Below are 19,399 nucleotides of genomic sequence, written 5' to 3'. Positions count from 1 at the left end.
CATCACACCAGTCCCCCCAAAAAGACGGCTGCAGAAAAAAAGGCGGCCCTAGCGGATCACCGCGGGCCGCAAGCCGCTTCACATGTCCCGAGCGCAATCGTAGTGAGACTGGTTCGCATTTGCAATATCATTACAAAAGATTGGAGATGCTCTAATTACAAACGCGTTGAAGGCAGGGAACGGGCGCCGGACCGCAGCGCGCCTGGGGGCGTTCAGTTGAACAACCCCGACACGCCGCAGTGCCGGACGGGAGAGATCAGAGGGGGCTTGAGTCCACCGCCAGGCGGTGTCGGTAATGCAATTGGGCGGGCCGGGCTGGCATGCGCCCGGGGGCGCACGGCAGCCCGGTCAGGGCATCAGAAGCGCTGCTTGGCCAGCCAGGGGATGACCCGCTCGAAGGCCTCCTCAATATCATCCATGCTCGCGGAGAAACTGATGCGCAGCGAATTGGGGCAACTGTCGCCGAAGGCGTCCCCCGGCACCACGCAGACGCCGGTCTCCTGCAGCATGCGGATGGCCACGGTGGTGGCATCGGTGTTCGGCGGCAGTGACGGGAAGATGTAAAAGGCGCCCTGGGGCCAGTAACCGGTGAGGTGGGGCGCATCGCTGACCAGTTGCACCACCCGGTCCCGGCGCCGGCGGTACTCCGCCACCATGCTGTCCAGGCAGGTCTTCTCCCCGCGCAGCGCGGCCACACCCGCCCACTGCGCCGGGGTATTGGCCACGGTGGTGGTGAAGATATGGAACCGGCGCAGCTTCTTGATGGCCCCCTGGCTGGAGATGATCCAACCGATCCGCAGGCCCGACATGCTGTAGGTCTTGGAGAAGCTGGACATCATCATCACGTGGTCCAGGTCGGAGGTGCAGTTGAGCACGCTGGCGTATTGCAGGTCATCCAGCAGCAGGTGGTCGTAGACCTCGTCGCTGTAGACATACACCCCGCGGTAGGCGGCCTCCTGGACGATGGCCTCCACCGTCTCGCGCGGATAGACCGTGCCGGTGGGATTGCTCGGCGAGTTAAGGATGATGCCGAAGGTGCGCATCCCGATGTTGTCGATCACCTCCTGGGGGTCGAGCTGATGGCCATTCTCTGCGCGGGTGGGGATGGCCTTCACCTCGCCGCCGTTCATGCGGATCAGCGGGGCATAGAGCGGAAAGGAGGGGTCCGGCACCAGAAACTGCCGGCCGGGTGCGGCGGTGGCCGCCAGCGCCAGGTAGATGGCCTCGGTCGCGCCGGTGGTGACCAACACGTTCTCCGGGGCGATCGGCCGCTGATAGCGGTCGGCGTAATACTCGGCGATGGTCTCCAGCAGTTCCGGCAGGCCGGCGTCCATGGTGTAACCGGTCTGGCCGTGGCGCAGGGCATCGATGTGCGCCTCGATCACATGGTCGGGCACGGGAAAGTCCGGCTGGCCAATGGAGAGATGGATCACGTCATCCATCTCGGCGGCCATGTTGACCATGCGCCGGATGCCCGGGATGGGCAGCGCCCTCAGGGCCGGATTCCACATGGGTTCCGGGGTTTCGGAATACTCCAGCTCGACCGGATCCGCCACCATGCCCGATCCTCCTATGCAGCGGCTGCGGATGACGGGTGATCGTCGCCCCATGCGGCGATCCCGACTTGTGCGTTCAGTTCCACAGTAGGCCCGGCGCGGGCGGGGGTCAACAATTGACGAACCCTGCCGCGGAGGGCTACTAATGAGCAGAGTGGCGGGCTTTCCGGGGCGCAGCATCCGGTCTGCCCCAGACCGGTGCAAGCCTGCCCGCCACTGCACCCTTCAGGCCGCTTACGGGAGAAAGCCATGCCAGCAGCAGCGGAACCGGTCATCGCCTTGCTGACCGCCATGGACGAGGACGTGCCACCGGGGCTGGAGACGCTCTCAGGCCAGGCCCGGCTGATCCATACCCGTACGGTGGAGGAGCTGCGCGACGCCCTGGCCGAGGCGGACATCCTGCTGGTCACCGACTTCAATACCGACGTGGTGGAACGGGCCTGGCCGGCGGCACGCAAGGTCTCCTGGGTCCACGCCACCTCGGCGGGGGTCGACCGGCTGCTGTTTCCCGCCCTGCGCGAGAGCGATGTCCCGCTGACCAACGCCCGCGGGATCTTCGACCGCCCCATCGCCGAGTATGTGCTGGGGCTGATCCTGCTCTATGCCAAGGATCTGCACACCACGCTGGCCCTGCAGCGCGAACACCGCTGGCACCACCGGGATACCGAACGCATTGAGGGTCAGCGGGTGCTGGTGGTGGGGGCCGGTTCCATCGGCCGGCAGATCGCCCGCGCCTGTGGTGCGATGGGCATGCAGGTCACCGGTATCGCCAGCCGCGACCGCGACAGCGACCCCGACTTCCAGGCCGTCTATAGCAACGACCGGCTGACCGAGCTGCTGCCGGACCAGGACTACGTGGTCATTGCCGCTCCGCTCACTCCGGCCACCGAGGGGCTGTTCGACGCCGGGCTGTTCCGGCGGATGGCCACGCACGCCCGGCTGATCAACATCGGGCGCGGCCCGATCGTCCGCACCGATGACCTGGTGGCGGCTCTGCGGGCCGGCGAGCTGGCCGGCGCGGCCCTGGATGTCTTCGAGGATGAGCCGCTACCGGCCGACCACCCCTTGTGGGACCTGGACAATGTGGTGATCTCTCACCACATGGCGGGTGATGTGGTGGGCTGGCGCCGGGCGCTCTCTGAGCAGTTCATCGCCAACTTCCATTGCTGGCGCCAGGGCGAACCCCTGCTCAACCAGGTGGACAAGGGACGCGGCTACGTACCGCCCTCCCCCGGCACCTGACCCGATCCCCACCGGCCCCGGCGCCCGAGGGGCCGGTGACAAACCCGATTCATGAGGAGCGAGCCATGTTTGAATCCCCCCTGCTGTCGAACCTGCACGGCTACATCGACGGCTCCTGGACCCCCGCCGACAGCGGCGAGCGCTTCCCGGTCCACAACCCGGTCAACGGTGACGAGTTGGGCCGCGTTGCGGCCATGGGAGCGGAGGAGACCCGAAGGGCCATCGACGCCGCGCACGCCGCGCTGCGCCGGGGCAGTGAGCTGGAGGAGCGGCAGGCCTGGCTGGACGGTATCGTCGATGCCCTGAAAGCGCACAAGTCGGAGCTGGGCCGTGTCCTCACCATGGAGCACGGCAAGCCGCTGAAGGAGGCCCAGGGCGAGGTGTTATACGCCGCCGGGTTCTTTGAGTTCTGCGCGAAAAATGTCTACTCGCTGGGGCCGCGCACGCTCCCCGAGCGTCCGCGCGAGGCCACCTGGACCATCCACAATCGCCCGGCCGGGGTGGTCGGCCTGGTCACCCCCTGGAACTTCCCCATTGGCATGATCGCGAAGAAGCTTTCCGCGGCGATCGCTGCCGGCTGCCCCAGCGTGATCAAGCCCTCGTCCAAGACCCCGCTGACCATGCTGGCGCTGTTCACGCTGATGGAGCGGGAGGTGGACCTGCCCCCCGGTTTCGTCAACCTGGTCACCGGGCCCTCCGGGCCCATCGGCGATACCCTGATGGCGGATGACCGGGTGCGCGTGGTGAGCTTCACCGGCTCCACCGAGGTGGGCCGCAAGCTGATCACCGCCAGCGCCCCGGGGGTGAAAAAGCTCGCCCTGGAGTTGGGCGGTAACGCGCCCTTCATCGTGTTCGCGGACACCGACCTGGACCGCGCCGCCGACCACCTCATCGCCAACAAATTCCGGGGTGGTGGCCAGACTTGTGTCTGTGCCAACCGCATCCTGGTGGAGGCCTCGGTGGAGGAGAGCTTCGCCGACAAGGTGGCGGAGCGGGCCGCCCGGCTGAAGGTGGGTGACGGCATGGCGCCGGACACCGACCTCGGGCCGCTGATCGACCGCAACGGCTACGAGAAGGTGCGGCGGCATTTCAACAACGCCCTGGAGCAGGGCGCCACCGCGGTGCTGGGCGAAGACCCGGGTCCCATCCCCAACGACTGGGGCGGCTTCTTCCCGCCAGCGGTATTGCGGGGGGTGAAGCCGGGCATGGACTGCACCCGCGAGGAGACCTTCGGCCCGCTGGTCCCCATCATGCCCTTTCGGGACGAGGCGCAGGCCCTGGAGATGGCCAACGACACCGAGTTCGGCCTCGCCGCCTACCTGTTCACCGCCGACGAGGCCCGCGCCCAGCGCCTGATCGCCGGACTGGAGTTTGCCCATGTGGGCCACAACACCGGCACCGGGCCCACGCCGGAGGCCCCGTTCGGCGGCATGAAGTGCAGTGGTTGGGGCCGGGAAGGAGGCACCGAGGGCCTGTTCGAGTTTGTGGAACCGCAGACGGTACCGCGGGGCAATTGACCGGGCCGGTTCGGTCCGTGGCCACTGCCTGTGCAGGGGGCAGCGGCACCGCTTGCCCCCCTGCAAGACTGCACGCACACAATCCGCAGTAACGGGCTTTGTTTTGCCGACTGTCCCGACATACCCGATGCCGTACTGCACAATAGCCCATCGTTGACAGGGGCTACGCCCCTGGCATAAAAACTGGGCTGTCAGACCAGCGAACCAACTCTACTATTCCATCAATCGTCTGACAGCATGGGCCCGCCCTGGGTGGCAGGCCCCGGATTTTCCCGTGAAGCCATCAGCGGAGATGTCATTACAATGCTTAACAGCACCCGCAATGTATTCGTAAGCCTGTGCGCCGGCGCGGCGCTGGCCGCCGGTGGCGCTGCCATCGCCGACGACCGCGGCGACTGGCCGCGCAGCATCACCGTGGGCACCGCCAGCCAGGGCGGCACCTACTTCATTTACGGTTCCGGCTGGGCCAACATGGTGGGCGAAGCGCTGGACATCAACGCCGGCGCCGAGGTCACCGGCGGCCCGGTCCAGAACGCCACCCTGGTGCAGACCGGCGATCACCAATTCGGCATGGTCACCATGGGCCCCGCGCTGGCGGCCTGGGAGGGCGAAAGCGAACTGGCACCGGGCCTGGAGCACAAGGACATCCGCGCAGTGTTCCCCATGTACCAGACGGCCTTCCAGGTCATCGCCCTGTCCGGGTCCGGCATTGAGAGTGTCGCGGATCTCGACGGCAAAACCGTGGGCATCGGCCCGGCCGGCGGCACCGCTGACATGTACTGGCCCCAGTTCTTCGAGCAGCTCGGTCTGGATGTGCGCACCCGTAACGGCGGCGCCTCCGACCAGGTGGGCCAGCTCCAGGACGGCCTGATCGATGCCTTCGCCTTCGCCGCCGGCATCCCGATCTCCGCCTTCAGCCAGGCCGAGGCCCAGGCCGACGTCAACATCTTCTCCATCGCTGAAGCCGATCAGGAGGCCATTCTGGAGGCCTTCCCCGAGCTGGTCGGCTCCAGCGTCCCGGGCGACGCCTACCAATCCCTGGACGCCGATATCCCGGCCATCTCCATCTGGAACTTTGCCATCACTCACAAGGACATGCCGGAGAGTCTGGTCTATGGTGTGACCAAGACGGTGATGGAAAACAACGATGAGATGGTGCAGATCCACGGCGCTTCCAAGGAAACGCTGCCGGAGAACTGGGAGGTCAACGACTGGCTTCCGTTCCACCCGGGCGCGGTGCGCTGGTTCGAAGAGAACGGATTCGACATCCCGGATGACCTGCGCGGCTAAGCGCCACGCGGCACCGGCAACCCCACCCCCATCCGCATCCGCGGGTGGGGGTTCTGTTTGTCAGGGCGACTGAAAACTGACTCGGCAGTCGGTTTCCCTGACAGGTCCCTATCCGCAAACGGGCCAAAAGCCTGACAACGGACAGTGAATCCAACCATGAATTCACAACGACACGACAATCAGAACACGGCACCCGACGACAAGGATCCCCAGGCACCGGACGCCCCCAAGGTGGCCGTAGAAGATGTGACCGAAATCCCCCTCGGTCACAATGAGCGCGACGTGGCGGGCTGGCAACGCTGGCTGCTCTACAGCATCTGCGTGCTCTACACGGCCTTCCATCTCTATTCGCTCAACGTTGCCCCGATGGAGACCTGGGCCTTCCGCATCAGCCACGTGGCGGGGGGCCTAGTCATCGGCTTCCTGCTGACCACCGCGGCCACCCTGAACCGCACCGCCAATCCGCGGGCGCTGACCACCCCGCAGTTGGTGCCCCTGCTGGCCAGCGCCACCGCCATCGGTTACGCGGCCTTCTGTATCGGCCTGGCCTGGTACCTGCGTGAAGTGGGTGGCCAGCCCAACCCGCCGGACTGGGTCTTCGAACACATGCGCTATGCGCTGATCGGTGGCACCGGTATCGCCCTGCTCTCCAGTTGGATCTTTCACAGCCCCGCCAATCGGGTGCACTGGCCCGATTGGCTGCTGTCGCTGGCCGCCATCGTGGTGGCCGCGTTCATTATTTTCGCCCTGGCCCGCTGGCGTATGGCCGCCGGCACCTCCTTCGTCGGCACCACCGAGTTCCTGGTCTCGCTCACCGGGATCCTCCTCATCCTGGAGATGACGCGCCGGGTGGCCGGGCTGGCGCTGGTCATCATCACCGGTGTGTTCCTGTTCTACGCCTTCGCCGGCCCGTGGCTGCCGGGCATCCTGGAGCACCGTGGTTACTCCTTCCCGCGCTTCTTCAGCTATGTCTATACCGACAACGGCATCCTCGGACCGACCACGGCCGTCTCGTCCACCTACATCATCCTGTTCATCACCTTCGCCGCCTTCCTCCAGGCCTCCAAGGTGGGCGACTACTTCGTGAATTTCGCCTTCGCCGCCGCCGGCCGGGCCCGCGGCGGGCCGGCCAAGGTCTCGATCTTCGCCTCCGGGCTGATGGGGATGATCAACGGCACCTCGGCGGGGAACGTGGTGGCCACCGGCAGCCTGACCATCCCGTTGATGAAGAAGGTGGGCTACCACCCGCGCAGCGCGGGGGCCATCGAGGCGGCCGCCTCCACCGGCGGACAGATCATGCCGCCGATCATGGGGGCGGGTGCCTTCATCATGGCGGAGATCACCGGCATCCCCTATACCGAGCTGGCCATCGCCGCCATCATCCCGGCGGTGCTCTACTTCCTGTCCGTCTATTTCATGGTGGACCTGGAGGCCCGCAAGATGGGCATGACCGGCCTGCGCGGTGACCAGCTACCGCAGCTCGGCGACATGCTGCGCAAGGTCTACCTGTTCATCCCGATTATCGTGCTGATCGGGGCGTTGTTCATGGGCTACTCGGTGATCCGCGCCGGCACCGTGGCCATGATCAGTGCCGCCGTGGTCTCCTGGCTCACCCCGCACTGGATGGGCCCCCGGGCCATCCTCCGGGCCTTGGAGCTGGGCGCCAAGATGGCCATCCCGCTGGTGGCGGTCTGCGCCTGTGCCGGCATCATCGTCGGCGTGATCAGTCTCACCGGCGTGGGCGCGCGCTTTGCCTCCATGCTGCTGGGCATCGCCCAGGTGGATGTAACCATCCCCATCATCAACTGGACCATCGAGGGCAGCGGCCAACTGCTGGCGATGTTCTTCGCCATGTGCATCAGCATCCTGCTGGGCATGGGCATGCCCACCACTGCGGCCTACGCGGTGGCCGCCTCGGTGGTAGCACCCGGCCTGCAACGGCTGGGGATCGACCCGCTGGTGGCGCACTTCTTCGTGTTCTACTTCGCGGTCATCTCCGCCATCACCCCGCCGGTGGCGCTGGCGGCCTACGCGGCCTCGGCCATCGCCAACACCGATCCGCTGCGCACCTCGGTCACCTCCTTCAAGGTGGGCCTGGCGGCATTCATCGTGCCCTTCATGTTCTTCTACAGCCCGGCGCTGCTGGGCGAGGGCACCTGGGGCGAGATCGCCCGCGTGGTGGTCACGGCCAGTATCGGCATCTACCTGCTGACGGCATCGGTACAGGGCTGGTTCTTCGGGCATATGGTCTGGTTCCTGCGCATCGGCCTGCTCATCGGTGCCCTGTCGATGATTGCTGGCGGCTGGATGACCGACCTGTTGGGCATCACCATCGGCGGGGTCCTGGTCGCCCTGCAGTTGCTCTTCAAAAAGCAGACCGGTGAGCTGGCGGCCTCCGCCGACAAGGGGGCAGGCCCACCGCGGCAATAGCCGCTCGCCACGTGGGGTGGGGCATACTGACGCCACTCTGCGGTATCATCCGCGAGGGTCGATCCGGGCAGCCGGATCGACCCTCTTTTCTTGGGCAGCAAGGGAGTGGCCATGGGCTCCACTGTCGAGGCGCTGATCAGCGTGTTCGGGCTGATCGCCTTGGGGCATATCCTCTATCGCACCGGCTTCGCCGCCGATGGCTTCTGGCCAACCGCGGAGAAGCTCACCTATTACCTGGCGCTGCCCGCACTGCTGGTGGCCCGGCTCTCCGAGGCCCCGCTGCACACCCTGGACCTGCTGCCCATTGTCACCGTGCTGGTGGGCGCGGTACTGCTTGTCTACCTGGCCCAGTGGCTGTTGCTGCGCCCACGCACGCCGAAGGGAGGCCCGGCGTTCACCTCGGTCCTGCAGGGCAGCATGCGACCGAACACCTACGTGGGTCTGGCCACCGCCGTGGCGCTGTTCGGCGATGAGGGCCTGACCCTGGCCGCCATCAGCCTGGCGGTCCTGGTGCCGCTGGTGAACATCCTGGCGGTGATCGCGCTGATGCGGTACGGGGATCAGGGGGACCGGGCCGGCGCCGGCATGATCGGCAGCATTCTGCGCAACCCACTGGTGATGGCCTGTGTGGTGGGCATCCTGCTCAACCTGCTCACCCCAGGGCTGCCCGGCGCCGCGGTGCTCTTCCTTGATGGCCTGGGCCAGGCGGCCCTGCCCCTGGGGCTGATGGCCGTGGGGGCGGGGCTGTACTGGGGCGAGATCGGGCGCAACCCGGGCGCGCTGGCGGTGTCCAGCGCCCTCAAACTGCTGGTGCTACCCCTGGTCACCGCCACCGCGGGTTGGCTGATGGGTCTGGAGGAGACGACCCTGGCGGTACTGGTGCTGTTCAGCGCCGTGCCGGCCTCTGCATCCTGCTACATCCTGGCCCGTCAACTGGGGGGTGATGCCGTGCTGATGGCCACCATCCTGACGGTGCAGACCGCGCTGGCCGCCATCACGCTGCCGCTGGTGCTCTGGCTGACCCTTTGGCTGTTCTGAGTTCAGGAGCCGTTCTGAGCTCAGCCGAAGATCCGCTCGCCCTTGAGCAACACCCGATGGACCAGCGAGTGCAGATGGTTGCGCTCGCGCTCCAGTTCTTCGTGGGTCACCACCTGCAACTGGATGGGCCGGTCGACCTTGCTGAGGCTGCGCTGGAGGTGAATGCCCCGACGCGATGGGGGATCGTAGGCCTCGGGCACCACCACCAGCAGTTCCAGGTGGCGGTCGGGCGCCTCCGGGCCCTCCACTCCGGGGCCGTACAGATAGATGGCCTCGGCCGGCACCGCCTCACGCACGCGGTTGACGATGAATTCCTTGAGTTCGTTGCGTAGGGTCATGGCTTTCTGCCTTCACAGGTGTTCGCGCACCACGCCGAGGAAGTCGTCCCCGTACAGGGAGAGCTTGCGCTCCCCCACCCCGTTGATGCCGGCCAGCGCATCCAGGGTGTCGGGGCGCAGCTCTACCATCTCACGCAGGGTGGAGTCATGGAAGATCATATAAGGGGGGACTCCCTGATCCCTGGCCAGCTCTCGCCGGCAGACGCGCAGGGCATCGAAGAGCTGCTCGTCCTCCGGCCGGGCGAAGGGGGTCTCGGGCACCGCCCGTTTTCGCCGGGCGCGCGCCGGCGCCGGATCGCGGCGCAGGTGCAGGGGCTGCTCGCCGCGCAGCACCGGGCGACAACGCTCGGCCAGGCGCAAGCCGCCGTAGCCGTCCAGGTCCACCTCCACCAGGCCCAGAGCCACCAACTGGCGGAACAGGGTGCGCCACTGCCCCGCCTCCATGTCCGCCCCCAGCCCAAAGACCGACAGGCGGTGGTGACCGAACTGCCGGACGCGGTCGGTCTCACGGCCGCGCAGGACATCCACCAGATGGGCCACGCCAAACATCTGGCCGGTGCGGTAGACCGCAGACAGGGCCTTACGGGCCGCCTCGGTGGCGTCCCAGGTCTCCACCGGCTCGAGACAGGTATCACAGTTGCCGCAGGGCTCGGGCAGGTCCTCGCCGAAATAGCCCAACAGTGACTGCCGGCGGCAGGCGGTGTGCTCACAGAAGGCCAGCATGGCCTCCAGCCGGTGGCGCTCCACCCGCTTGTGGGCCTCCCCCGCCTCGGAACTGTCCAGCATCTGGCGCAGGGTGATCACATCCTGCAGGCCGTAGGTCATCCAGGCGGTGGCCGGCAGCCCATCGCGCCCGGCCCGCCCGGTCTCCTGGTAATACGCCTCCATGCTCCGCGGCAGGTCCAGGTGGGCCACGAACCGCACATCGGGCTTGTCGATACCCATGCCGAAGGCGATGGTCGCCACCACAATCAGCCCCTCCTCCTCGATGAAGCGCTGCTGATTGCGCTGGCGCGTGGCCGCGTCGAGACCGGCGTGGTAGGGCAGCGCCGGGCGGCCCTTGCTGTTCAGCCACTCGGCCATATCGTCCACCTTGCGCCGGGAGAGGCAGTAGACGATGCCGGCATCCCCGGGGTGCTCCGTCTCCAGGAACCGCCAGAGCTGATCGCGGGCATTGCGCCGCGGCGTGACCCGATAGCGGATATTGGGCCGGTCGAAGCTGGAGAGAAACTGCCGCGCCTCGTCCAGGCCCAGGCGTCTGACGATCTCCTGCCGGGTGCGGGCATCCGCGGTGGCGGTCAGGGCGATGCGCGGTACCCGGGGGAAGCGCTCATGCAGCACGGAGAGCTGCAGGTACTCAGGGCGGAAGTCGTGACCCCACTGGGAGACGCAATGGGCCTCATCGATGGCGAACAGGGCGATGGGCACCTGTTGCAGTAGCTCCTGCATGCGCGGGGTCATGAGCCGCTCTGGCGCCATGTAGACCAGGTCCAACTCACCGCGGCGCATGTCCTGTTCGATCGTCCGCAACTCCTCCAGACCGCATGTGGAGTTCAAGGAGGCGGCGCGCACCCCGGCTTGGCTGAGGGCCCGGACCTGGTCCTGCATCAGTGCGATCAACGGCGAGACCACAATGGCCACGCCCGGACGCAGCAGTGCAGGGAGTTGGTAGCACAACGACTTGCCGCCCCCGGTGGGCATCAACACCAGCGCATCGCCGCCGTCACTGACATGGCGGACGATCTCCCCCTGCTGGCCGCGGAAGCCGCGAAAGCCGAACACCCGATGCAACAGCGTCAATGCCGGGTCGGCCGACTCGGCGGTACAATGATCCACTACGTTAGACATAACGATACCCTGCGCGTCCCTGCGCTCGTTTTGGAATGAAGGCACGCTAGCACCGGCCGGGGGTGGACGCAATCCGCGCACCCGGCCGGTGGAACCCCTGCAACGGGAGGATACTCACCACTGTGGCCCGGATCGCCTACCCCCTCGTGCTCGCCCTGCTCAGCCTGGTGGCCACACCGCACGCCATGGCCGTGGACCGGCTGTCCCTGGACCTTGGCTCGGTGACGGGCGAGGGCTGGCATACCGAAGGCCTGAGTCTGCGTCTGCCCCTGCGGGATGGCGATACCGAGATACGGATCGACACCCTGCGCCTGGACGATGGCACCGAGCTCACCGGGCTCAGCCTGCGTTGCGGCACCCTGGAACTGCCCGCCGGGGGCCTGCGCTGCGAAGCGGGCACATTGTCCGCAACCCTGCCCCACCTGGGCAAGGTCCACGGGGAGGGCCACCTGGCCCTGCGCCTGGACGGCAGCCGGCTGGATACCCGCTGGCGGCTGACGACGACCGGTATCGAAGGCCATCTGGCGGTGCGCAGCGACCCGGACGGCTGGACCCTGGACCTGAACCGCCTCCGGGTCTCAGATCCGGGCCGGCTGCTGGCGGACTGGCTGCCGGCGGGAACGGACCTCGGGGGCGAACTGAGCGCCGACGGCCGCCTGAGCGGCGACGGGCAGCGGACCCGCGGCTGGCTGGAGTGGCGCGCCGAGCTCAGCGGCCAGGACGCAAGCGGCCGGCTCGCCGCTGAAGGCCTGCGCGTGGACGGCCGTCTGATGGCCCACCGCCGGGGCACGGGCCCCTGGGCGCTGCGCGCCAGCCTCGACAGCGAGCAAGGACAGGCCTATGCCGAACCGGTCTTCCTTGACCTGGGTGAACACCCGACACGCCTGACCGCGGGCGTGGACTGGGATACGACCGAAGGGGGCTGGGACGTGCGCCATTTCACCCTGCGTCAACAGGGCCAAGGGGAGCTGACTGGACAGGGGCGGCTGGACCGCACCGGCCTGCGAGCGCTCTCGCTGCGCCTGCGCGACGGGCGGGCGGATGGCCTCTATGCCGTCTACCTGCACCCCTGGCTGCTGGGCGGCAACCTGGACCAGTTGCAGCCACACGGCCGCCTGGACGCCCGTCTGGAGTGGGCCGAGGGCGCCCCCCAAGTTGCCGAGGTGACGGCCCGGGGCCTGCAGTTGGACGATGCTCAGCAGCGCTTCGCGCTGCGTGATTTCAGCGGCCGGTTGCTCTGGCACGGGGCGGACCGTGAGGCGCCACCCCAGAGCCGTCTGCGCTGGCGCGAGGCCAGCCTGCTGCAACTGCCGCTGGGCGAGACCGCGCTGCGCCTCACCGCCCACGGGCGCGAGGTCCGCCTGCCCCCGGGCCAACGGCTGCCAATCGTGGACGGCGCCCTGCGGGTCCACCAGTTGCGGCTGAGCGGGCTCGGCACCGACCAGCTGGACATCCGCTTCGAGGCGGACATCCTGCCCATCGATCTGCGTGCACTGACCACCGCCCTGGACTGGCCCCCGCTCTCCGGCACCCTCTCCGGCCGGCTGCCAGAGCTGAGCTATCGTGATGGCCGTTTGGGCCTGGGCGGCACCCTCATCGCCCAGGTCTTCGGCGGGCTGCTCCGGGTGGATCAGCTAAGCCTGGAGGACCCCTTCGGCCCCGCACCGGTCTTCCGCGCCGACCTGCGCATGCGCAGTTGGGATCTGGACAGCTTCACCGAGGTGCTGGAGTTGGGCAGGATCGAGGGCTACGCCCACGCCGATATCCTCGGTCTGCACCTGATCGGCTGGGAGCCGGTCGCCTTCGATGCGCGCATCTGGTCGCCGGAGGGCACAGGCGAGCGCCGCCGCATCAGCCAGCGGGCGGTGGAGAACATCACCCAGATCGGCGGCAGCACCCCGGCGGACTGGGTCTCCCGGCAATTTCTGCGCTTCTTCGACACCTTCCGCTATCGGCGGCTGGGCATTAGTTGTCGCCTGGAGGGCGGGGTTTGCCACATGGGCGGGGTGGCACCGGCCAACGGCGGCTATTACCTGATCGAGGGCCGCGCCCTGCCCCGTCTGAATATCATCGGCTTCGCCACCGAGGTCAGTTGGCCCGCCCTGCGCGAACAGATTGGCCAGGTATTGGCCCAAGAGGAGGCCCCGGTGGTCGACTAAGGGGCCCGCTTTGCGCTTTACTGAACCGCATGGGCAGGCTGAACCGAATCCCTGCACCGACCGTCTAAACCAACACGGAACAACCCGTCATTGCGAGGAACGCCCCATGAATGCAACCCCCTGGCGTGCCGCTGCGCTGCTCAGCGCCCTGATACTGCTGAGCGCCTGCGTGACCATCAACGTTTACTTCCCCACGGTCGCGGCCGAACGGGCCGCCGACCGCATCATCGAGGACGTCTGGGGGCCCGAGGCCCAGCCCCGCGGCAACCCGTCCGAGGAAGGCGAGCCGCAGTCCGGCCTGCCGGCACCGGAGGCACAACAGCCGGTGGCCATGCGGGTGCTCAACGTGATGGTGCCCCCGGCCCGGGCCCAGGCGGACCTGGACATCGAGACCCCGCGGATCCGGGAACTCACCCGCCAGATGCGCGACCGGCACACGCAGCTACGCCCCTACTACGAGAGCGGTGCCATCGGCCTGACCAACGACGGACTGATCACCATCCGCGACCAGGGGGCGATCCCGCTCGCCGAGCGCAACACCGTCCGCAACCTGGTGGAGCAGGATAACCGGGACCGCAATGCCCTCTACCGGGAGATCGCCGAGGCCAATAACCGCCCCGACTGGGAGGGCGACATCCGCCAGACCTTCGCCGAGCGCTGGCGCACCCGCGCCCCCTCCGGCTGGTACTACCAGGACAGCCGCGGTAACTGGCGACAGAAATAGCATCCGAACCGGGCAGACGGAAGGGGGCGAGCTCGCCATTACGCCCCCTTCCGTCACGCGAGCGCGGAACCGCCCTCACCGTCACTGCGAGCGCGGACCCACCCCCACCGTCACTGCGAGCGCGGACCCACCCCCACCGTCACTGCGAGCGCGGACCCACCCCCACCGTCACTGCGAGGAGGCGAAGCCGACGCGGCAGTCTACCGCTCTGGATCGCCACGGCCCTTCGGCCCTCGCGATGACGGGGTGTGGGGGCACCCCCACCGTCACTGCGAGGAGGCGAAGCCGACGCGGCAGTCTACCCCTCTGGATCGCCACGGGCCTTCGGCCCTCGCGATGACGGGGAGAAAGCCTTCGGCCCTCGCGATGACCGGGGGTGCCCCGTTCCTCGTTGATTCGCGCCCGCGCAGCGGGGAGGGGGGCTCGCGATGACGGGGGGTGGTGCCCCGCACCCACCGTCACTGCAAGCCCCGCGTGACGGGGGCGGGGCTCGCAGTGACCGGTTACTGCAGCCGCTCCGGGTTATTGCAGCCGCTGCAGCCGGGCCTGAGCCTCCCGCCCCTCGGGGCTGTTGGATTGGGCCGCCACCGTGAAGTGGCCGCGGGCCCGGTCGGTATCGCCGGCGGCCAAAGCCAGCTTGCCCAGCGCATTGTGGGCCACCGCATTGGGCAGCAGGTCGTTGCTGCGCTCCAGGTCACGACGGGCCTGGCTGTGGTTACCCAGCTCGTTGTGCGCCATGCCCCGGCCCAGGTGGAAGGCAAAGTACTCGCTGTTTCTAACCAGAGCCCGGTCGTAGGCCCGCACCGCCTGGCCGTGTTGGCCCCGGACGGACAGGATGTCGCCCCGCAGGCCGTGGAAAATGGCCTCATCCGGGTATCGCTGCACCGCCTGGTCTGCCAGGCGCATCGCCTCCGCGGTGTTGCCAGCCCTCAGCGCCTCGCGGGCCCGGTCATGGGCCTCGAAGGCCTCCTGGCGCTCGCGCAGCCCGGCGATGGCCTGCTGGTAAGCCTCTCGGCCCATCCGGCACTCCCCGCACCGGCTCTGCAGCTCCCGCACCGTCTGCCGGTTGGCCTCCAGCCGCTCACGCGAGGGCGGATGGCTGGCGAACAGCCCCTCCAGCCAGGAAGGGTCCCCGCGGTCGTGCATGCGCAGGAAGGTCTCCATGAGGTCCACCGCCCCCTGGGGGTCGTAACCGGCCCGAGCCATGTACTCCATGCCGAAGCGGTCGGCCTCCAGCTCGTGGTGCCGGCTGTAGCGTTGCATAATCAGGGTGGCCCCGATCCCGGCACCGGCAACCAGCAGCGGACCGATATCCCGATCAGCGGCGGAGGCACCGATCCCCACCGCCATAATGCCCGCCTGCAACAGCAACCCCCGCTCCACGCGCTGGGCACCGTGGCGCGCCGCCGCATGGACGATCTCGTGGCCCAGCACCGCCGCCAACTCCGCCTCACTGTCCATCTCCAGCAACAGCCCGCGGTTGATGCCCATCTTCCCGCCCGGAAGCGCCCAGGCATTGGGGGTGCTGTCGTTGATCACCACGAACTCGTAGGGCAGGTGCGGCCGGTCGCTCACCTCCGCCAGGCTTTGTCCGACCCGGTTGATGTACCGGTTCAGTGCCTCGTCGGTGGTATACGGCCCACCCATGGACTGCTGGGTGGTGTCGTAATGCTGCTCGCCAATGGCTACCTCCTCCCGCTCGGAGAGCAGCGCCAGCTCCCGCTGGCCGGTGACCGGATTGGCGGCGCAGGCCGTCAGCACCAGGGCCAACAGCACCAGAACAAAGATACGATTAAGGATACGCATGACCGTTCACCCGATGGCTTATCACTGCGGCAAGGCCAGCGCCGAGGCGTGCTCCCGCAACTGGTCGGCCGTCAACAAAAAGACCCCGTCCCCGCCATGCTCAAACTCCAGCCAGAGGAAAGGCACGGTGGGGTAGGCCGCCTCCAGCGCCGGGGCGCTGTTGCCAACCTCTACCACCAGTATGCCCTCCTCGGTGAGAAAATCACCCGCACGCGCCAACAGACGCCGCACCAGATCCAGCCCGTCGTCACCCGCCTCCAGGCCCAGCCGCGGCTCATGGCGGAACTCCGGCGCCAAGTCACTCATGTCCCGGGCATCCACGTAGGGCGGGTTGCTGATAATGAGCTCGTACCGGTTCTCCCGGGGCAAGCCGTCGAACAGATCGGAGGGGATGAGCGCCACCCGCTCCTCCAAATGGTGGCGCTGGACGTTGATCTCCGCCACGTCCAGGGCATCGCGGGAGATATCCACCGCATCCACCCGCGCCTGCGGGAAGGCGTAGGCGCAAGCGATGGCGATACAGCCCCCGCCGGTGCCCACGTCCAGCACCCGGTGTACGTGGTCTGTCGACAGCCAGGGCTCGAAGCCACGCTGGATGTACTCCGCCAGGGGCGAGCGCGGCACCAGCACCCGCCGATCGACGTAGAACGGCAGGCCGGCGAACCAGGCCTCGTGGGTCAGATAGGGCAGCGGCAGGCGCTCCTCGATACGCCGCTTCACCCGCGCCACGATCGCCTGGCGCTCGCTGGCGGTAAGCCGACTGTCCCACCACGCCGCCGGCAGGTCCGGCGGCAGGCGTAGGGTGTGCAGCACCAGCGCTGCGGCCTCATCCAGGGCGTTGTCGGTCCCGTGCCCGAACACAAGCCCACCCTCGTTGAACCGGCTGGCGGCGTAGCGGACGAAATCACGCAGGGTCTCCAGCTCCGGCGGTACGGTTTGCAGATTTTCCATGGTCGCAACGGCCTCCTCACTTCCGTGCAATAGTAACACCGCTACACTCCCCGGTAGGGTATCCACGCATTGCACCGAGTATGAGGAGAGACGAGGCATGAGGAGCGTGTTCGGCTGGGTTCTGGTGGCCGTGGTGGCCGTGGGCGGCGGCGCCCTGAGTGCCGCATGGATGGGCGCTGGCACGCCCGAGCCCCCGGAGACAGAGGCCACCTGGCTGGAGGGGGGACGGGCCATCACCCCGTTCGAGCTGGTGGACCAGCACGAGAGGCCCTTCGACAACCGGCGGCTGGAGGGGCAGTGGACCTTCATGTTCTTCGGCTTCACCCACTGCCCGGACATCTGCCCCATGTCCCTGGCCGCCATGAACCGGATCGAAACCCTGCTGGCCGAGACCGGCGATGACGAGGACCTGCAGGTGGTGTTCGTCTCCGTGGACCCTGATCGCGACACGCCGGAGCGGCTGAAGGAGTATGTGGGCTGGTTCGGTGAGGACTACCTGGGCGTCACCGGCGAGATGGACAAGGTGGAGGTGCTCACCCGCAACCTGGGCATCGTCCACGCCCGGCATGACACGGGCGGCGGGGAATACCAGATCGACCACAGTGCGCAGTTCCTGCTGATCAACCCCGGGGGGCACCTACAGGCCATTTTCCCCTACCCCCACGCACCGGAGAGTATCGTGGCGGATTTCCGGCAGATGCGCGCCTATCACGAGGGGTAGCTGGGCCCACTGAGTTCCCCGGGCCAGCCTTGGCCGGAAAAGTGTTCTCGCGCGTACCGGTTTATGGTATTGAACGTGTTGATCAACATCGGCACGAGTTCCCGTGCCCGGTTCACGGCGCCCGCGAACTCCTCAGCATCACGCATATACTCGTGAACCAGCCGATTACGGAGATTACGTGCCTCGACCCAATCGACCACAGACGCCAACAAGCCGAGCTTCTCGAGGCGATTCAGGTTATCCAGAGCGGAGCCTGGCGTCTCCAGCATTTGCCGGAGCAGTTCCGGCAGCAATCGATCCCCCAGCGTATCCTGCATCCTGGAAAAACGGGCGACAAACGCATCCAGGCGCTCCGCTCGATCCGGGTCCTCCTCCAGGCCCGCAACCCAGGTGGTGTCCACAGGATGGGGTAGCAGTCGCTGAGTGGTGTGTATCAGGTGTTCGCCCTCCCGCCGGACGGTATCCAGCAGGAAGATCAGCCGATCACTTGCAGGTCTAAGCGTCAAAGCGCCACCCCTGTTTCTCGAGCGACCTTATGAATAGGCTGCATACGCGTGGCGGGGTCTATAATCAGCACGTCGATGCGTTGATCGCCTAAGGCAAGCTGCAGCTTGGCCGCCAGCCGGCTGGCCTCGGCCGGGCGATTGGCCAGTATACGGTCTGTCTCCACCAATAAATCAATGTCACCGCCCCGCGCCGCATCATCCACACGGGAACCGAAGAGCCGCACACGCGCATCCTCGCCCAATTGTTCGGCCACAGCCTTCCTGATCGTGGCAATCTGTTGGCTGGTCAATCGCATAAGTAGGAGTATATCACCCGTCATATTGGCGTCGGCCTGCCGCCTTGGGGCGCTTTTCCGGTATGCTCTGGCCACCGTGCCACGCGCCACTGCCTGAGAGCCACCGCGGATGAGTGTTTACCGAGACGAAAGCCCCGCCACCGGGTTGGACCACCTGAAGGCCGCACTGCTCTACCCCCTGCCCCACCACGCCATCTCGCGGATGGTGCACTGGGCGGTCCGGGTGGAGACGCCGTGGTTCAAGAACCTGCTGATCAAGGCCTTCATCCGGGTGTTCAAGGTGGACATGAGCGAGGCACTGGAGGAGGACCCCACCGCCTACCCCACCTTCAATGCCTTCTTCACGCGGGCCCTGAAGCCCGAGGCCCGCCCGCTGCCGGACGACCCGGACGCCATCCTGTCACCGGCGGACGGCACCATCAGCCAGATGGGGCCCATTGAGAGGGACACGATCTTCCAGGCCAAGGGCCACAGCTTCACCACCGCCGAGCTTCTGGGAGGTGATGAGGCGTTGGCGGAGGAGTTTCGGGATGGCTGGTTTGCGACCATCTACCTGTCACCGCGGGACTACCACCGGGTGCACATGCCGATGACCGGCACCCTGCGGCAGATGATTCATATACCGGGGCGGTTGTTCAGCGTGGCGCCCTTTACCGTGCGTACAGTGCCTAAGCTGTTTGCGCGCAACGAGCGGGTGGCCTGTATTTTCGACACCGACCGAGGGCCGATGGCGGTGGTGCTGGTGGGGGCGATCAATGTGGGGAGTATTGAGACCGTGTGGGCGGGGGAGATAACCCCGCCGGCAGGAATCCGCGCGCAATACAGCAATTACGAGGCGGACAACGCGCCAACCATAGCACGAGGCCATGAAATGGGGCGTTTCAACATGGGATCAACCGTTATTACGTTGCAAAACAGTCGGCCGGCCCCAGGAAAAATAATGAGCGCGCACATAAAACAGGGAATGACGATTTAAC

Annotated in this window: 16 protein-coding genes; 9 read left to right on the top strand and 7 right to left on the bottom strand. The window is 67.1% G+C overall.

Translation table 11 applies throughout. The features are described 5' to 3' along the window. Positions 1-356: 356 nt before the first annotated feature. Positions 357-1,559, bottom strand: a complete 1,203-nt coding sequence (locus MLG_RS04525) for a pyridoxal phosphate-dependent aminotransferase (RefSeq protein ID WP_041717909.1) — start codon at positions 1,557-1,559, stop codon at positions 357-359. 246 nt (positions 1,560-1,805) lie between these two features. On the opposite strand from MLG_RS04525, the gene MLG_RS04520 reads away from it, so the two are divergent. From MLG_RS04520 to MLG_RS04500, 5 genes are all read left to right on the top strand, one after another. After that, complete coding sequence (locus MLG_RS04520; protein WP_011628625.1) at positions 1,806-2,798, top strand: D-2-hydroxyacid dehydrogenase; 993 nt, start codon at positions 1,806-1,808, stop codon at positions 2,796-2,798. Positions 2,799-2,863: 65 nt separating this feature from the next. After that, on the top strand, positions 2,864-4,315 hold the full coding sequence (locus MLG_RS04515; protein WP_011628624.1) for an NAD-dependent succinate-semialdehyde dehydrogenase: 1,452 nt from the start codon (positions 2,864-2,866) through the stop codon (positions 4,313-4,315). A 303-nt stretch (positions 4,316-4,618) separates the two neighbouring features. After that, positions 4,619-5,605 carry a TAXI family TRAP transporter solute-binding subunit gene (locus MLG_RS04510; protein WP_011628623.1) on the top strand — a complete coding sequence of 329 codons (987 nt, stop codon included), beginning with the start codon at positions 4,619-4,621 and terminating at the stop codon, positions 5,603-5,605. 156 nt (positions 5,606-5,761) lie between these two features. Continuing rightward, complete coding sequence (locus MLG_RS04505; RefSeq protein WP_011628622.1) at positions 5,762-8,035, top strand: TRAP transporter permease; 2,274 nt, start codon at positions 5,762-5,764, stop codon at positions 8,033-8,035. Positions 8,036-8,146: 111 nt separating this feature from the next. Continuing rightward, positions 8,147-9,073, top strand: coding sequence for an AEC family transporter (locus tag MLG_RS04500; RefSeq protein WP_011628621.1), 927 nt, complete (start codon positions 8,147-8,149; stop codon positions 9,071-9,073). 20 nt (positions 9,074-9,093) lie between these two features. On the opposite strand, the gene MLG_RS04495 is transcribed toward MLG_RS04500, so the two are convergent. Together MLG_RS04495 and recQ are read right to left on the bottom strand one after the other, a co-directional pair. Next, positions 9,094-9,411 carry a hypothetical protein gene (locus MLG_RS04495; RefSeq protein WP_011628620.1) on the bottom strand — a complete coding sequence of 106 codons (318 nt, stop codon included), beginning with the start codon at positions 9,409-9,411 and terminating at the stop codon, positions 9,094-9,096. Positions 9,412-9,423: 12 nt separating this feature from the next. After that, positions 9,424-11,259: a DNA helicase RecQ gene (gene recQ / locus MLG_RS04490; RefSeq protein WP_011628619.1), complete on the bottom strand. Its 1,836-nt coding sequence runs from the start codon at positions 11,257-11,259 to the stop codon at positions 9,424-9,426. A 122-nt stretch (positions 11,260-11,381) separates the two neighbouring features. Here recQ and MLG_RS04485 point away from each other — a divergent pair, with 122 nt between their 5' ends. Further along, positions 11,382-13,418, top strand: a complete 2,037-nt coding sequence (locus MLG_RS04485) for a translocation/assembly module TamB domain-containing protein (RefSeq protein ID WP_011628618.1) — start codon at positions 11,382-11,384, stop codon at positions 13,416-13,418. Between the two features lie 106 nt (positions 13,419-13,524). Continuing rightward, on the top strand, positions 13,525-14,142 hold the full coding sequence (locus MLG_RS04480) for a YdbL family protein (protein WP_011628617.1): 618 nt from the start codon (positions 13,525-13,527) through the stop codon (positions 14,140-14,142). Positions 14,143-14,664: 522 nt separating this feature from the next. On the opposite strand, the gene MLG_RS04475 is transcribed toward MLG_RS04480, so the two are convergent. Next, positions 14,665-15,948: a M48 family metallopeptidase gene (locus MLG_RS04475; protein ID WP_011628616.1), complete on the bottom strand. Its 1,284-nt coding sequence runs from the start codon at positions 15,946-15,948 to the stop codon at positions 14,665-14,667. A 21-nt stretch (positions 15,949-15,969) separates the two neighbouring features. Then, entirely contained in the window at positions 15,970-16,899 is a 930-nt protein-coding gene (gene prmB, locus MLG_RS04470; RefSeq protein ID WP_011628615.1) for a 50S ribosomal protein L3 N(5)-glutamine methyltransferase, read from the bottom strand. Positions 16,900-16,996: 97 nt separating this feature from the next. Here prmB and MLG_RS04465 point away from each other — a divergent pair, with 97 nt between their 5' ends. Beyond that, entirely contained in the window at positions 16,997-17,620 is a 624-nt protein-coding gene (locus MLG_RS04465; protein ID WP_011628614.1) for an SCO family protein, read from the top strand. On the opposite strand, the gene MLG_RS04460 is transcribed toward MLG_RS04465, so the two are convergent. Both MLG_RS04460 and MLG_RS04455 read right to left on the bottom strand, forming a co-directional pair. Then, positions 17,608-18,126 (bottom strand): hypothetical protein, encoded by a 519-nt coding sequence (locus MLG_RS04460; protein ID WP_011628613.1) that lies wholly within the window; start codon positions 18,124-18,126, stop codon positions 17,608-17,610. The genes MLG_RS04465 and MLG_RS04460 overlap by 13 nt on opposite strands. After that, positions 18,123-18,422 (bottom strand): nucleotidyltransferase domain-containing protein, encoded by a 300-nt coding sequence (locus MLG_RS04455; protein WP_041718283.1) that lies wholly within the window; start codon positions 18,420-18,422, stop codon positions 18,123-18,125. The genes MLG_RS04460 and MLG_RS04455 overlap by 4 nt, the downstream gene beginning before the upstream one ends. Before the next feature lie 109 nt (positions 18,423-18,531). Between MLG_RS04455 and asd the strand changes: the two genes are divergently transcribed. Further along, the gene (gene asd / locus MLG_RS04450; RefSeq protein ID WP_011628611.1) at positions 18,532-19,398 is read left to right on the top strand and encodes an archaetidylserine decarboxylase; all 867 of its coding nucleotides are present in this window, start codon (positions 18,532-18,534) and stop codon (positions 19,396-19,398) included. The last annotated feature ends 1 nt before the right edge of the window (position 19,399 follow it).

The organism is Alkalilimnicola ehrlichii MLHE-1 (assembly GCF_000014785.1).
GTDB classification, from domain to species: Bacteria; Pseudomonadota; Gammaproteobacteria; order Nitrococcales; family Halorhodospiraceae; genus Alkalilimnicola; species Alkalilimnicola ehrlichii.
This window is presented reverse-complemented; position numbering and strand designations above follow the sequence as displayed.